15 protein-coding genes are annotated in these 13,548 nt (G+C 58.6%); 7 read left to right on the top strand and 8 right to left on the bottom strand.

What is annotated here, in order from left to right:
- Positions 1-106: 106 nt before the first annotated feature.
- Genes pcaF through ACSQ16_RS05380 form a run of 3 tightly spaced genes read right to left on the bottom strand, consistent with a single transcriptional unit; the run spans position 107 to position 2,717 of the window.
- Positions 107-1,306 (bottom strand): 3-oxoadipyl-CoA thiolase, encoded by a 1,200-nt coding sequence (gene pcaF, locus ACSQ16_RS05370; RefSeq protein WP_435988607.1) that lies wholly within the window; start codon positions 1,304-1,306, stop codon positions 107-109.
- A complete protein-coding gene (locus ACSQ16_RS05375) occupies positions 1,303-1,980 on the bottom strand; it encodes a 3-oxoacid CoA-transferase subunit B (RefSeq protein ID WP_435988788.1) in 678 nt (225 codons plus the stop codon). The genes pcaF and ACSQ16_RS05375 overlap by 4 nt, the downstream gene beginning before the upstream one ends.
- Positions 1,981-1,997: 17 nt before the next feature.
- A complete protein-coding gene (locus ACSQ16_RS05380) occupies positions 1,998-2,717 on the bottom strand; it encodes a 3-oxoacid CoA-transferase subunit A (RefSeq protein ID WP_435988608.1) in 720 nt (239 codons plus the stop codon).
- Positions 2,718-2,822: 105 nt separating this feature from the next.
- On the opposite strand from ACSQ16_RS05380, the gene ACSQ16_RS05385 reads away from it, so the two are divergent.
- Complete coding sequence (locus ACSQ16_RS05385; RefSeq protein WP_435988609.1) at positions 2,823-3,584, top strand: IclR family transcriptional regulator domain-containing protein; 762 nt, start codon at positions 2,823-2,825, stop codon at positions 3,582-3,584.
- Positions 3,585-3,655: 71 nt separating this feature from the next.
- On the opposite strand, the gene ACSQ16_RS05390 is transcribed toward ACSQ16_RS05385, so the two are convergent.
- Both ACSQ16_RS05390 and ACSQ16_RS05395 read right to left on the bottom strand, forming a co-directional pair.
- Positions 3,656-3,874: a DUF2798 domain-containing protein gene (locus tag ACSQ16_RS05390; protein WP_435988610.1), complete on the bottom strand. Its 219-nt coding sequence runs from the start codon at positions 3,872-3,874 to the stop codon at positions 3,656-3,658.
- 215 nt (positions 3,875-4,089) lie between these two features.
- The gene (locus ACSQ16_RS05395) at positions 4,090-4,983 is read right to left on the bottom strand and encodes a LysR family transcriptional regulator (RefSeq protein ID WP_435988611.1); all 894 of its coding nucleotides are present in this window, start codon (positions 4,981-4,983) and stop codon (positions 4,090-4,092) included.
- 133 nt (positions 4,984-5,116) lie between these two features.
- Between ACSQ16_RS05395 and ACSQ16_RS05400 the strand changes: the two genes are divergently transcribed.
- On the top strand, positions 5,117-5,539 hold the full coding sequence (locus ACSQ16_RS05400; RefSeq protein ID WP_435988612.1) for a DoxX family protein: 423 nt from the start codon (positions 5,117-5,119) through the stop codon (positions 5,537-5,539).
- A 59-nt stretch (positions 5,540-5,598) separates the two neighbouring features.
- On the top strand, positions 5,599-6,423 hold the full coding sequence (gene ygiD / locus ACSQ16_RS05405; RefSeq protein WP_435988789.1) for a 4,5-DOPA dioxygenase extradiol: 825 nt from the start codon (positions 5,599-5,601) through the stop codon (positions 6,421-6,423).
- 64 nt (positions 6,424-6,487) lie between these two features.
- Here the strand turns inward: ygiD and ACSQ16_RS05410 are convergent, their stop codons facing one another.
- The 3 genes from ACSQ16_RS05410 to ACSQ16_RS05420 all read right to left on the bottom strand — a co-directional run bounded on the left by ACSQ16_RS05410 (position 6,488) and on the right by ACSQ16_RS05420 (position 9,375).
- On the bottom strand, positions 6,488-7,780 hold the full coding sequence (locus ACSQ16_RS05410) for a TRAP transporter large permease (RefSeq protein WP_435988613.1): 1,293 nt from the start codon (positions 7,778-7,780) through the stop codon (positions 6,488-6,490).
- On the bottom strand, positions 7,777-8,277 hold the full coding sequence (locus ACSQ16_RS05415) for a TRAP transporter small permease (protein WP_435988614.1): 501 nt from the start codon (positions 8,275-8,277) through the stop codon (positions 7,777-7,779). Before ACSQ16_RS05415 ends, ACSQ16_RS05410 begins: the two co-directional genes overlap by 4 nt.
- A gap of 66 nt (positions 8,278-8,343) precedes the next feature.
- Positions 8,344-9,375, bottom strand: a complete 1,032-nt coding sequence (locus ACSQ16_RS05420) for a TRAP transporter substrate-binding protein (protein ID WP_435988615.1) — start codon at positions 9,373-9,375, stop codon at positions 8,344-8,346.
- Between the two features lie 299 nt (positions 9,376-9,674).
- On the opposite strand from ACSQ16_RS05420, the gene ACSQ16_RS05425 reads away from it, so the two are divergent.
- The 4 genes from ACSQ16_RS05425 to benB all read left to right on the top strand — a co-directional run bounded on the left by ACSQ16_RS05425 (position 9,675) and on the right by benB (position 13,504).
- Entirely contained in the window at positions 9,675-10,148 is a 474-nt protein-coding gene (locus tag ACSQ16_RS05425) for a MarR family winged helix-turn-helix transcriptional regulator (protein ID WP_435988616.1), read from the top strand.
- 210 nt (positions 10,149-10,358) lie between these two features.
- Positions 10,359-11,504: a muconate/chloromuconate family cycloisomerase gene (locus tag ACSQ16_RS05430; RefSeq protein WP_435988617.1), complete on the top strand. Its 1,146-nt coding sequence runs from the start codon at positions 10,359-10,361 to the stop codon at positions 11,502-11,504.
- A 72-nt stretch (positions 11,505-11,576) separates the two neighbouring features.
- On the top strand, positions 11,577-12,965 hold the full coding sequence (benA, locus tag ACSQ16_RS05435) for a benzoate 1,2-dioxygenase large subunit (protein WP_260013273.1): 1,389 nt from the start codon (positions 11,577-11,579) through the stop codon (positions 12,963-12,965).
- An 11-nt stretch (positions 12,966-12,976) separates the two neighbouring features.
- Positions 12,977-13,504 carry a benzoate 1,2-dioxygenase small subunit gene (gene benB, locus ACSQ16_RS05440; protein ID WP_260013272.1) on the top strand — a complete coding sequence of 176 codons (528 nt, stop codon included), beginning with the start codon at positions 12,977-12,979 and terminating at the stop codon, positions 13,502-13,504.
- Positions 13,505-13,548 lie beyond the last annotated feature (44 nt).

The raw sequence follows: 13,548 nt of genomic DNA on the forward strand, positions 1-13,548 counted from the left end.
GCTGAACTTGCAGGCAGGGCTTGGAATGGCGCTAGGTCGGTTACCCCTCATTTCGGATATCTACCGGCAACAAAGGGATCGCCATTCCAGTGCTACGCACAGCGGCTCAGACGGCCTCCAACGCGATTGCGATCCCTTGGCCGACACCGATACACATTGTGGAAAGGGACTTCTCTCCGGGATTTAACTCCAGCATGGCCGTGCCGGTGATCCTTGCTCCCGACATGCCAAGCGGATGTCCAAGACTGATTGCACCGCCGTTGGGGTTCACCCGTGGGTCGTCGTCTGCAATGCCCAAATCGCGCAGGGTGGCAAGGCCCTGTGACGCGAAAGCCTCGTTCAGTTCGATGATGCTGAAATCCTCTTGTTTCAGCCCGAGCCGCGTCATCAGCTTCTTTGACGCAGGCGCAGGACCAAAGCCCATGATGCGCGGTGCAACTCCGGCAGTCGCGCCGCCGAGGACTTTGGCGATGGGAGTCAGCCCATGTTTCTCTGCGGCCGCTTTCGTGGCGAGGATCAATGCGGCAGCACCATCATTGACGCCGGAAGCATTGCCCGCCGTCACCGTGCCATCCGCTTTGACGAAGGGTTTAAGCTTTTGCAGCGCTTCCAAGGTGGTCGAAGGGCGGGGATGTTCATCTTCTGACACAAGGATAGGATCGCCCCGGCGCTGTGGGATAGAGACAGGCACGATCTCTTGCGCCAGACGCCCGCTTGCCATGGCGGCGCCTGCTTTTTGCTGGGACCGCAGGGCGAAGGCATCTTGATCTGCACGGTTAACGTCAAAATCCTCCGCCACGTTCTCCGCGGTTTCGGGCATTGAATCGACGCCGTATTGTGCCTTCATCATCTTGTTGACGAAACGCCAGCCGATGGTGGTGTCAAAGACCTCGTTGTTCCGAGCGAAGGCGGTCGCGGCCTTGGGCATTACGAAGGGCGCGCGCGACATGCTCTCAACCCCGCCCGCAACGATCAATTCAGCCTCTCCAGCCTTGATCGCCCGCGCGGCGGTGATCACCGCGTCCATGCCAGAGCCGCAGAGCCGGTTCATCGTGGTGCCGGGGACGGTCTCGGGATAGCCCGCCAGTAGCAGGGACATGCGCGCGACGTTGCGGTTGTCCTCGCCCGCCTGATTGGCGCAGCCAAAGATGACTTCGTCAATTGCCGCAGGGTCCAAAGAGGGGTTGCGTTCAATCAGCGCCTTGAGGGGCACAGCGCCCAGATCATCGGCCCGGACAGAGGACAGCGCCCCGCCATATCGGCCAATAGGGGTGCGGATGTAATCACAGATATAGACGTCGATCATGCCAGTTCCTCCGGTACGATAAGATCGGCAACATCACCTTCAATGTGCAACGTGGCCCCGGTGACGGCCTGTAGAGCGTCCATGCTGAGCCCCGGCACTTTCTCCCGCAGGATGAACCTGCCGCCCTTGATGTCGATCACCGCGAGCGAGGTATAGACTTGGGTGACACATCCCAAGCCAGTGAGCGGGAAGGTGCAGCGCTCGACCAGTTTCGGGCCGCCATCCTTGGTGACATGATCGGTGACCACGGCCACCCGTTTGGCACCATGCACAAGATCCATCGCGCCGCCCACGGCAGGCACGCCCTTGGTGCCGACGCGCCAATTCGCCAGATCGCCATTCTGAGCCACCTGATAGGCCCCCAGAACGGCAAGATCGAGATGCCCGCCGCGGACCATCGCGAAACTGTCGGCATGGTGGAAGAACGCGGCACCGGGCTTGAGCGTGATGGGCTTCTTGCCGGCATTGATCAGATCCCAATCCTCTTCACCCTCTTTCGGAGCCTGACCGAAACCCAGAACCCCGTTTTCGGTGTGATAGGTCACATCGCGGCCTTCGGGCTGAAATTTGGCGATCATCTCGGGGAAACCGATGCCGAGGTTGACGTAAGACCCGTCTTCAATGTCCTGCGCCGCGCGCCATGCGATCTGCGCGTTCGAAAGTTTGCCCTGCATGATGTTGAACTCAGCCATCAGTAAACCACTCCTGTGCGCACAAGCACTTCTTCCTGTTGAGGTTCTGCCACTTCCACGATGGCGTCGACGAAGATGCCCGGAGTGATGACCTCCTGCGGGTCGATGCTGCCCGGCTCCCCCAGCACGCTGACCTGCGCGATGGTTTTTGCTGCCGCCATGGCCATCAGCGGGTTAAAGTTGCGTCCCGCCATGCGGTAGGTCAGGTTGCCGGTGCGATCCCCGTCCTGACCCTTGATCAGCGCGTAATCCGCCTTCAGCCATCTTTCGCGGACATACATCTTGCCATCAAATTCCTCGGTCGGTTTGCCTTCGGCAAGTTCCGTGCCGAAGGAGGTCGGCGTGTAGAAGGCGGGGATGCCGGCACCGGCGGCGCGGATGCGCTCGGCCAACGTGCCTTGGGGCACGAGGTCGAGTTCGATCTCGCCCCCGAGGTATTTTTCATTGAACGCTTCGGCGTTGGAGCTGCGCGGGAAAGAGCAGATCATCTTGCGGACCATGCCCACTTTGATCATCGCCGCGATCCCGCAATAGCCGTTGCCCGCGTTGTTGTTAATGACAGTGATGTCCGCCGGGCTGCCGGTGGCGCGGAAGCGATCGATAAGGGCGTGGATCATTTCGATTGGCGCGCCAGAGCCGCCAAACCCCCCGATCATAATCGTCGCCCCATCCGGAATGTCGGCTACGGCCTCAGCCACAGTAGGAACTGTTTTGTCCATTGCTGGTCTCCTCAAGTTGCAGAGGGTCTAGCGGTCGGGCGTATGCAGAGCCAGAATTTTGTGCGTATGTTGACATTTGTTCGCTATGCGTAATTTCATGTGCGTATGACGAACAAATCCAGCAACACAATTTCCTCTCTCGCCAAGGGGCTTCGGGTGATCGAATGTTTCAACGCACAGCGCCCCAAGCTGTCGATCAGCGAGGTCGCGGCGCTGACCGGGCTTGACCGTGCCACCTCGCGCCGGTGCCTGTTGACGCTCCATGCCGAAGGCTACGCTGCCTATGACGGGAAGTTCTTTACGCTGACGCATCGCTGCCTGCGCCTTGGCACCGGGGCCATTGGTGGCTTGCAACTGCCCCAGGTCGTGCAGCCGTGGCTGGATCAACTGACCGAACAAATCAGCCAAAGCTGCTCCGTCGCCATTCTTGACGAGACTGAGATTGTCTATCTCGCCCGCGCGTCGCAGCGGCGGGTCATGTCGATCGGCCTGATGCCCGGATCACGCCTGCCGGCACATAGCACCTCCATGGGGCGGGTGCTGTTGGCCGCGATGCCAGATGCGGAAGCGCGCCGCGTCATTGAAGCGTCCGATCTGTCCCCGCGTACCCGGTTCAGTCTGACAGACCCGGAGGAAATCATGGCGCAGGTACAAACGGCGCGGACGCGCGGCTATGCGATGGTCGATCAGGAGGTTGAGATCAGCCTGCGCTCGCTCGCGGTGCCGGTGCTCAACAGCAAGGGGGCCGTGGTTGCAGCCCTGAACACCGGGATGGCAGCAACGCAGCCGGACCCGGCGGAATTAGTCGAAAGTTACCTGCCAGCATTACTGAAGGTGCAGGCCGGGATTGCCCGCATTCTTGGATAGGGGCGCGCAGGGGATGGCGGTCATGCAGCGGGTCATCCCCACTGCATAAATGGATTCACGCCAAATTCGGTTTATTTTGCGATGGTCCGATTGGCGATTGCGAATGCCAATGGCGTCGTGAATTGGGTGAAGACAAACGCGATAGGCCAGGCGGTGAGCGCTTGCCAAGGCCAAGCCAATAGCCATTCCATAGTAAGCCCCATGATCAATAGCGACATTGTGCCTGACATTAAAACCGCCATCATGAAGGTGATGAGGATTTGAGCGAGGATAAGAGTTTTCAGGTTCATTTAGGTCGTTTCCATGTTGCGGTCGGAGGGGGGAACACAACTCCCCCGGCACCGACCATGATAGGTCGATGCCGAGGGTTCGCAGGATACTGCGACTGGATCTCTGGAAGTCAGAGGGCCGGAATAACCAACCGGCCTCAGAATCTTTTCGGCGGTTAAGACTTACCGCCAGAGGCCTGACCGTGCAAGGTGATCTACCTTTAAAGCTTTACGCTTTAGAAAGAGGTCCCGCCGATGTCGGCCACGATAAAATCGATGAGCGTCCGTACCTTGCGCGGCAGGGCGCGGCCTTCAAGGTAAACAGCCGCCACGTCCCCTTTTTCCCCGGTCCACTCGGCCAAAAGCGGCACCAACGCGCCGCCCTCAATGGCGTCACTCACCGCGAAACTCGGGATATAGGCCACTCCAAGCCCCTGGCGCGCGAGTTCTGCCGCCGAATGAGCGGAGTTCACTTGAAACCGTCCTTTGACCTGGACGACCCGCTCCTCAGACGCTCGGGTGAAGTTCCAGCGACGCGGAAAGCGCCGGTTCGTGTCGACGATGCAGGCTACCTCGGACAAGTCTTCAGGCTTTGCGATCTCGGGGCTCTGGGCCAAAAAGGCGGGGCTGGCCACAAGAATGCTTTCGAAGCTGGTCAGACGGCGGACCTTCATGGACGACAGATCAAAATGGCCGATGCGCAAGGCAAGATCGATCCCTTCTGATGCAAGGTCCGCATAGGTATCGCTCAATCGCAGATCGATGGTTAGATCAGGATACTTGGCGCCGAAGCGTGCCAGCATACCGGCCACGTAAATCTCGCCAAAAGTGACGGGGGCCGTTATCCGGAGCGGACCGGACAGGCCTTCGGATCCTTGCGAAACTTCCTCTAGGAGGTCGTCGATCCCATCAAGGAGTGCGGGGACACGAGCAAGTAATGTTTCCCCTGCCGGGGAAAGACCAACTTGTCGTGTCGTTCTTTGCAGCAGGCGAACCCCAAGCCTTAGTTCAAGCTCGGCCACATACTTTGACGTCAGGCGGTTGGAGGTGCCCAATTCTTCGGCCGCCGCTGTGAATGATCCAGATCGGGCCGTCGCCACAAAAGCGCGCAATTGATCGAAAAGGTCCATCTTATTCAGTACATTTTATGGATAGTCATTCCATATATTCGCCATTTTGAGCAAAGGAGGCAAGGCGTATGTAGGGGCCACACCAACAACAGGCCGCTTGCGGGTGGCCTCCCCCCGAAAAGGAAACAAACGAATGCCAACGCAATCTAATACCGATCTCGCCGCACTGGCGCTCCGCCTTTCCAGCGGTGTTCTCTTTCTCGCCCACGGGTGGATGAAGGTGAGCTTGTTCACCATTCCCGGCACCATCGCATTTTTTGAAAGCCTCGGTCTTCCGGGCTTTTTTGCCTACCTGACCATCCTCGGCGAGCTTGGCGGTGGTCTGCTGTTGATCGCTGGCGTTGCCGTGCGCCTTGTGTCCGTGCCGTTGATTGCCATCCTTCTTGGGTCGGTCTGGGCCCATGCCGGGTTCGGCTGGACCTTCTCGAACGAAGGTGGCGGCTGGGAATTCCCGCTGTTCTGGGCGGTTGTTCAAGGCGTGATCGCCCTGCTGGGTGCGGGCGCCTATGCGCTGCGCCTGCCGGTGATTGACCGTGTCTTGGGCAAATTCGCCTGATCTGCTGAAACCTCCCGGATCACCCGATCAAGGGTGATCCGGCCAACCGAGGAGACGTCATTATGCAGACCCATAGCTTGCACAGCCTGCGCGATCGTTTCGCGCCTACTCAAAGAATGCCGGTTGTCTTTCTCGGCCATGGTAGCCCCATGCACGCCATCACGGAGGGGCCTTTCAGCCGGGCATGGACCACTTTGGGGCAGGGTCTTCCACGGCCAAACGCGATCCTCGTTGTATCGGCGCATTGGATGACGCGCGGAACAACGCTGGTCGATGTCTCCGCACTGCCGCGCACGATCCACGACTTCAACGGCTTTCCCGACGCGCTCTATGCCGAGCAATACCCGGCCCAGGGCCATCCGGAACTGGCGCGCGAAGTTGTCTCTCTCCTCGCGAGCCACCGGGCCGAGGAAGACGACACCTGGGGGCTGGACCATGGCGCCTGGGCGGTTCTGAAGTATCTCTACCCCGAGGCGGATGTTCCTGTTTTTCAGGTCTCCATTGACATGGCGGAGGGGTTGGCACATCAACTTGAGATCGGCCAAGCACTGTCCGAGCTGCGAGACCGGGGCGTGCTCATTCTCGGGTCTGGCAATATCGTTCATAACCTGCGGCGGCTGAGCTTTGACGGAAGACCCGAAGCTTTTGCGCTGGAGTTCGATGATCTGGTCACCGGTCGTTTGATCGACCGTGACTTCGAAACGCTGGCAAATCGCGAAACGCTGGGCTCTCTTCTGACCGAAGCGCACCCCAGCGTGGACCACTACTTGCCCGCGCTCACGATCGCGGGCGCATCGGATCAGCGCGATGACCTGTTGTTCATGACCGACAGTATCGACCTTGGGTCGATTTCCATGCGGTCCTTTATCTTCCATCCGAAATAGGCGACGGCGGCCTTCCGAGATGTCTAGGTGCAGAGCGCGGTCGTCCAACCCTCTGCACCTGCGCTTACCCGATTGTTGATCCCAGCCAGAGTGTGATGCCGGGAAACGCGATCAGCAGAGCAAGACGCACCACGTCCACCGTGATAAATGGGATGAGCCCTTTAAAGATACGGATAACCGGCACGTCGGGCAGCACGGCCTTCAGTACGAATACATTCATTCCGACAGGCGGTGTGATCAGGGCGATTTCGGTCACGACGATCACGATGATACCGAACCACACCAGATCGAACCCCTGCGCCACGACGATAGGTGCAAAGAGCGGCACGAAGATCAGGATAATGGCCATGGAATCCATTACACAGCCAAGCACGAGAAAAACGAGCATGATCGCAAAGATCAGGGCGTAGCCCTCAAGGCCGGTCGATTGCACGAAGGCAAGAATTCCGCCTGCGAGCCCTGATAGGGTAAGCAGCTTGGACAGCATCAAGGCGCCGAACAGTACCGTATAAAGCGAAATCGAAGTATAGGCCGTATCGATGATCACCGCGCGCAGTACCTTCCAAGAGAGCCGTCCGTGGAGCGTTGCCACCAGTATGGCAAGACCTGCGCCCATGCCCGCCGCCTCGGTCGGCGTGAAAAGTTTGGCATAAAGTCCGCCGATGATCAGGCCGAACAGCAGCACGAAGGGCCAGATGCCCGACAAGGCAAGAATCCTATCGCGCCAAGGCGTACGATCCCCCTGCGGCGCATGCTCGGGATGGCGCGCGGCGACCAGCCGGATCGCAAGCATATAGAGCGCAAGCCCAAGTAGACCCGGCACGACCCCGGCAATGAAGAGCGCGCCGATGTTTGTCTGGGTCAGAATGCCGTAGACCACCATGATGATGGAGGGCGGGATCAGAATGCCGAGGGTGCCGCCAGCGGCAATCGTGCCCGAGGCAAGCTCATCGGAGTATTTGTACTTTTTCATACTGGGGTAGGCGACCTTGGCCATGGTTGCCGCGGTGGCATAGCTGGACCCGCAAACGGCAGAGAACCCCGAACATGCCACCATGGTCGAAAGCGCCAATCCGCCCCGTACATGACCGACGAAAGCATAAGCCGCCCGAAACAGGTCATGGGCGATGCCGGTGCGGGATATGACGTTGCCCATCAGTATGAACATCGGGACGACCGCGAGGTCATAGGAAAGCACCGCTTCCGAGATCGTCAGTGGCAGCAGCTGGAAGGCAATGTTCCAGTTTATCGCGAACCCGATGCCAGCGGTGGAGACCGCGAGAAGGGCAAAGGCCAGCGGCACCCGCAGAAAGGCCAAGAGAATGGCCGCGAACATGGCAATAGAGCCGACAATCATAGTGCTTCTTCCTCGTGGGTATCTGCGGGGTCCACCATTGGGCCAGCAAAGGCAGTGGCGAAGGCGGCCAAAGCGGATAGGGCACAGCTGAGCCCCATGTAGAAATAAAGGGGGGCGCGGGGGGCGCGGAGGGCTTGGCTCACTTCGGAAATGCGCGCGGCGGTGAAGCCATGTTTGATGAAGAGCCAAGCGATCATCGCCAGAACGACCACCACAAGAGCCGAGATGAGAGCACGCCACCACGCCATCGAGGGCTTGCCGATCACCTTGTCGAAAAGGTCGATGGTCAGATGTGCGCCTGCAGCCGTGACCAAGGGCAGGCCTGCAAAGACGACAAGGGCCATGAGATGCTCTGTAATGTCATTTGCCCCGTAGATCGGCTTGCCGATTAAACGGCGTCCAATGACATCCGCAAAGGTCAGGGCAACCATTGCGAGTAGAAACAAGGCCATCATCAGTTCCACAGCCCTGCGGATTTTCCACGCTATGTGCAGCATGATATTTCTCCTGAAAAGAAAACGGGGGCCGTCGTATCGGCCCCCGACAAGTCACTGAGGTGCGGGTTATTCGGCGGCGAGGGCCTTATATGTCGTGTTGTAGAAATCGAGCATGGCCTGTGGGTCTTCGACGCCGGCGGCTTTGGCGTTCAGAACCCAATCGCCGACCATCTCGCCATAGACCACATCTACCGCAGCGATGAGTTCCGCTGAGGCGTCAGATACTGTGTGACCGTCGGCCTTGAGCTTCTCATATGCCGCGGGGTTCTGTACGTCGAAGTTCTTACCCCATTTCGCTGACAGGCCTTCGCCGATGATGCCTTCGATGGCAGCTTGGTCATCGGCGCCGAGCGACTCCCATTTCGCGCCGTTCATGATCACGAAGAAGGACGCGTCATAAAAACCGTTGGGGAAGATCGTATGATGCTTCAGGCTGTCTTCGAGCCGGAAGTTCACGACCGATTCCATCGTGTGAAGCGACCCGTCGATCACGCCGCTTTCCAGCATTTCATATGCCTTCGTCGCGGGGGCCGCCACTGGAACCGCGCCAAGCGAGGTCAGCAGTTTTTCCTGAATGGGGCCGCCCATGCGAAACTTCTGGTTTGCTACGTCACCGGGGGTGACCAGATCCTTTGCGCCATGGTGCAACTGCCCGCCGCCGAACAGGCCTACCGCCAGCATCTTCACCCCGTCAAAGGCCTCAAGATCGGATAGGTACTTATCAAAGGTCTGCCACAAAGCGCGGCTCTGCGCTTCGGCATTCGTGCCAGCGTTAGGGAATTCAGAGAACCACAGCGAAACGAATCGTTCAGGTTCATAGGTGAAGTTCCCCCAAGTGATGTCCGCGACACCGTTTCGGGCCAGCTCCCAATGCTGGGGCGGGCTGGCCAGCGGCGCGGGCAGGATCGTCACGGTGACCCGGCCCTCTGTCACTTCGGAGACCTTTTGGGTGAACGGCACCAGAAAGTCGGTATGGACGAAATGGGTGGGTGGCACCCAAGACGAAAGGGTAAGTGTTTCTGCGCTGGCGGACTGTATCGCCGTCGTTGCAAATGCGGCCGTCGTCAGGCCAAAGCACAGGGCTCTTGCTGCTATCATCGGTATTTCTCCCTCGGTTTTATCAGAAAATTCTGCGGAGCTGTGCGCCCGGGCCTCCCGCCCGGTCGCAGCCGCCTCTCATGGCAGTGAAATCATGTGCTCAGCCCCCGTTCATCGCAAACGTGCTTAGCCTTGCGGCCATACCAGCGCGGGCCTAAAACTAATCTCACATTAAGATGATTGCAGCTTAAGATAATTATCGCAAGCGGGATTCTTGTGAATTTATGCGTTTTGCGCCAAGCAAGGTAACGGGTGATACCGTTTTGGTAATTTCTCAACAGAGCGGGCAGCAGCAACGAATGACCAAGAACTCGACCTTCAAAAACGAGCGTTTGACCTATCGGCTAAATATCCTCGCCGATGAAGCCATTGCCGCGAATGACGAGATATTTCTCAGGGAAACCGGATGTCGCATCCGCGATTTGCGGGTGTTGCGATTGGTAGATGATGCGCCCGGCACAACGTTCGCTGAACTCGCTAAGATCAGCGGGTTCGAGCGCAGTCTTACCTCGCGCATCATCCAGAACCTGCTGGCCGCAGAGCTGATCCAACGCGAGAATTCCCCCAAAGACGCGCGGGTTTTCTTTCTGTCGACCACGCCAAAAGGAAAAGAGATGCGCCTAATTGGCAGGCGCATTTCCGATCGGCTGGAGAAGGTGCTGACCCAACCGCTGTCTGAGGACGAGCTTACCACGCTTAACGGTCTTCTCGCGCGGCTCGGGGGATGGGTAACCTCTGAAGATTATAAGGCTGCTCTCGACCCGGATGATTGACGTCGAGCAAGCGGAAAGTGTCAATGCGGGACTGCACCGAGAGCCTGAACGCATTTGTGCCTGCGGCTGACCAAAAGATGAACGCTGTCTAGGAGCCACGCGGCGCGTGAAATCGCAGGGTATCACCCAAGACCCCACCCATCATCGACAGAATCCGAATAGGGCGGGCATTCTGTGCTGCAGATGAAAACTTGCAGATGCGGTGAACCCATGACGAAGATCGACCAAATTGAAACGATGATCCTCGACATCCCGACCATCCGAGGACACGTGCTTTCGATGGCGACGATGCGCACGCAGACCGCTGTCTTGGTTCGGATCAGATGCTCTGATGGGTCGGAAGGGATCGGTGAGGGCACGACCATCGGCGGTCTGAGCTACGGGGCCGAAAGCCCTGAGGGCATCCAATCTGCAATTGATACCTATATCACGCCGCTCTTGTTGGGCCGTGAAGCTGATAATGTGAACGGCGCGATCCAACTGATCGACAAATTGGTAAAAGGCAACCGCATCGCCAAAACCGCGGTTGAAATCGCGCTGTGGGACGGGTTGGGCAAACGGCTCGGTGTTCCGGTCTCGCAACTGTTTGGCGGGGCGGTAAACCAGAAATTGCCCGTCGCATGGACCTTGGCATCGGGAAATTCCGATACCGACATCGCCGAAGCGCAGGAGATGATCGAAACCCGGCGTCACAATATCTTCAAGCTGAAGATCGGAAAGCGGTCCGTGCGGGAGGATGTCGCGCATGTGGCGCGTATCAAGCAGGTCGTGGGAGACGCGGCAAGCGTGAGGGTGGACGTCAACACGGCTTGGTCCCTTCAGGAAGCACGCTGGGGTTTGAAGGGGCTGCAGGATGCTGGCTGTGAGCTGGTAGAACAACCTGTCGCCGCGCGCTATCGCCGGGCGATGGCCGAACTGACCAAGGGCTATGAGATCGCCGTCATGGCGGATGAAGCTCTAAACGGCCCGGAGGACGCTTTGGCTGCCGTCCGTGAGAATTGCGCCGACGTTTTCGCCGTGAAAGTTGCCCAGTCTGGGGGGCTCAAGCGCGCCTCGGAGGTTATCGCCATCGGTCAGGCCGCTGGTCTTGGCCTCTACGGCGGCACCATGCTTGAGACCGGATTGGGCACCGCAGCAGCGCTGCAACTCTTTGCGACGATCGAGACCCTGCACTGGGGCACCGAATTTTTCGGACCCTTGTTGCTGACAGACGGGATCCTCGCGGAGCCGCTCATTTACCGCGACTTCTGTGTCGAAGTCCCGTCCGGCCCGGGCATCGGTGTCACACTCGACCCCGACAAGATCGCCGCATTCCGACGTGGTGCGCAACGCAGCATGAAAGCCATCGCCGGCTGATTGCCAGCGGGGGAAACGAAAAAATCAGCCGACACGCTGGAGAAGCGTGACGGCGTTTAGGAGGAGGACCAAATGTTCACGCAATCCAATCTCGATGAGTTCCAGACGCGCCTTGACGGCGCGATCCAAGATGATCCGGAGAACGGTGTATTCCGTTGCCGCCGGGACATCTTCACCGATGAAGAGATGTTCGAACTGGAGATCAAACATATCTTCGAAGGCAACTGGATCTACATGGCGCATGAAAGCCAGATCCCGAACCCGGGCGACTACTTTACTCTGACGATGGGGCGCACGCCGGTTGTCATCACCCGTGACAAGGATGGCGAGCTGCACGCGCTGGTGAACGCCTGTTCGCACCGCGGGGCGCAGCTTTGCCGGTTCAAACGTCGCAATCAAAAGACATTTACCTGTCCCTTCCACGGTTGGACCTTTTCCAACACCGGCAAGCTTTTGAAAGTCAAAGACCCCAAAGGCGCAGGCTACCCTGAGCAGTTCAATACGGACGGCAGCCACGACCTTACCAAAGTGGCAAAGTTCGAGAGCTATCGCGGGTTCCTGTTCGGTTCGCTCAGCGAGGACGTTCAGCCGCTGAAAGACTACCTCGGCGATGCTTGCAAGATGATCGACATGATCGTGGATCAGGCCGACGAGGGGCTTGAGGTCCTGCGCGGCTCGTCGACCTACACCTATGACGGCAATTGGAAACTACAGGCCGAGAATGGGGCCGATGGCTATCACGTCTCGGCGGTTCATTGGAACTATGTGGCGACCACGGCCCACCGCACCGACGATGGTAAGGAAGACGACATCAAGGCAACGGATGCAAGCAAATGGGCCAAGCAGCGGGGCGGCTTTCACGCCTATGAGAACGGTCACATCCTGCTCTGGACCGAATGGGCCGATCCGACCAACCGTCCGGGATATTCGCGCCTTGAGGAATGGACTGAAAAGCACGGCGAAACCAAAGCCGACTGGATGGTAGGTGTGTTGCGCAACCTCTGCCTCTATCCAAACGTTTTCCTGATGGATCAGTTCAGTTCGCAGATCCGGGTCTTCCGCCCGATCAGCGTCAATGAGACCGAAGTGACCATCTATTGCATCGCCCCGAAAGGGGAGAGCCAGGAAGCACGGACCCGCCGCATTCGGCAGTACGAGGACTTCTTCAATGCCTCAGGGATGGCCACACCGGATGATACCGAAGAATTTCGGGCCACACAGCGCGGCTATGCCGGTGCCGCACATGCCAAATGGAACGACCTCACCCGCGGGGCGACACAGTGGATCAAAGGGCCGGATGAGGATGCCAAGAAGCTGGGGATCAACCCGATCTTATCTGGCGCGCGGACGGAAGACGAAGGGCTTTTCGTGATCCAGCACAGCAACTGGCAAGAGCGCATGAACCAAGCCATCGCAAAGGAGCGCGAAAACGCGCCCGATGCGACTTTGGCAGCAGAATAAGGGGGGCCGACATGAACACTGCAACACTTGACCGCACAGAGGCTACCTCGGCCATGAGCTATGAAGAGATCCAAGCGTTTCTCTTCGCAGAGGCCCGCGCCCTCGATGACCGGGACTGGGACACTTGGTTGGCCTTCTACCACAAGGATTGCCCCTTCTGGATGCCCGCTTGGGATGACTATGATACGCTGACTGAAGACCCGGCGAACGAAATCTCCTTGATGTACTATCCCAACAAACAGGGCATTGAGGATCGCGTCTTTCGGATTAAGACCGACCGGTCATCGGCCACGTCACTGCCTGAGCCACGGACCAATCATTACCTCTCTGGTATCGAGGTGCTGGCCCGCACCGGCAGCGAGATCAAGCTGCGCTTCAACTGGCAAACGCTGAGCTACCGCTACGGTGCGACTGACCAACACTGGGGCACGTCTTTTTACACGGTCGACATCACCGGCCCCAAGCCGTTGATCACTGACAAAAAAGTAGTCCTGAAGAACGACCACATCCACCACGTGATCGACGTCTACCACACTTGATCCCGTTCAGTCGGGAGCCACTACACCCCCGCGCAGCCCGGCAG

This window comes from Sulfitobacter sp. SH24 (assembly GCF_965641895.1).
Lineage (GTDB): Bacteria > Pseudomonadota > Alphaproteobacteria > Rhodobacterales > Rhodobacteraceae > Sulfitobacter > Sulfitobacter dubius.

What these genes read in the sequence shown, in the direction of transcription:
- ACSQ16_RS05375 (WP_435988788.1), bottom strand. Translation starts at nt 1,980, where the DNA reads ATGCAGGGCAAACTTTCGAACGCGCAGATCGCATGGCGCGCGGCGCAG.
- ACSQ16_RS05430 (WP_435988617.1), top strand. Translation starts at nt 10,359, where the DNA reads ATGACGAAGATCGACCAAATTGAAACGATGATCCTCGACATCCCGACC.
- ACSQ16_RS05400 (WP_435988612.1), top strand. Translation starts at nt 5,117, where the DNA reads ATGCCAACGCAATCTAATACCGATCTCGCCGCACTGGCGCTCCGCCTT.
- ACSQ16_RS05425 (WP_435988616.1), top strand. Translation starts at nt 9,675, where the DNA reads ATGACCAAGAACTCGACCTTCAAAAACGAGCGTTTGACCTATCGGCTA.
- ACSQ16_RS05410 (WP_435988613.1), bottom strand. Translation starts at nt 7,780, where the DNA reads ATGATTGTCGGCTCTATTGCCATGTTCGCGGCCATTCTCTTGGCCTTT.
- benB (WP_260013272.1), top strand. Translation starts at nt 12,977, where the DNA reads ATGAACACTGCAACACTTGACCGCACAGAGGCTACCTCGGCCATGAGC.
- ACSQ16_RS05420 (WP_435988615.1), bottom strand. Translation starts at nt 9,375, where the DNA reads ATGATAGCAGCAAGAGCCCTGTGCTTTGGCCTGACGACGGCCGCATTT.
- ACSQ16_RS05395 (WP_435988611.1), bottom strand. Translation starts at nt 4,983, where the DNA reads ATGGACCTTTTCGATCAATTGCGCGCTTTTGTGGCGACGGCCCGATCT.
- ACSQ16_RS05380 (WP_435988608.1), bottom strand. Translation starts at nt 2,717, where the DNA reads ATGGACAAAACAGTTCCTACTGTGGCTGAGGCCGTAGCCGACATTCCG.
- pcaF (WP_435988607.1), bottom strand. Translation starts at nt 1,306, where the DNA reads ATGATCGACGTCTATATCTGTGATTACATCCGCACCCCTATTGGCCGA.
- ACSQ16_RS05415 (WP_435988614.1), bottom strand. Translation starts at nt 8,277, where the DNA reads ATGCTGCACATAGCGTGGAAAATCCGCAGGGCTGTGGAACTGATGATG.
- ACSQ16_RS05390 (WP_435988610.1), bottom strand. Translation starts at nt 3,874, where the DNA reads ATGAACCTGAAAACTCTTATCCTCGCTCAAATCCTCATCACCTTCATG.
- benA (WP_260013273.1), top strand. Translation starts at nt 11,577, where the DNA reads ATGTTCACGCAATCCAATCTCGATGAGTTCCAGACGCGCCTTGACGGC.
- ACSQ16_RS05385 (WP_435988609.1), top strand. Translation starts at nt 2,823, where the DNA reads ATGACGAACAAATCCAGCAACACAATTTCCTCTCTCGCCAAGGGGCTT.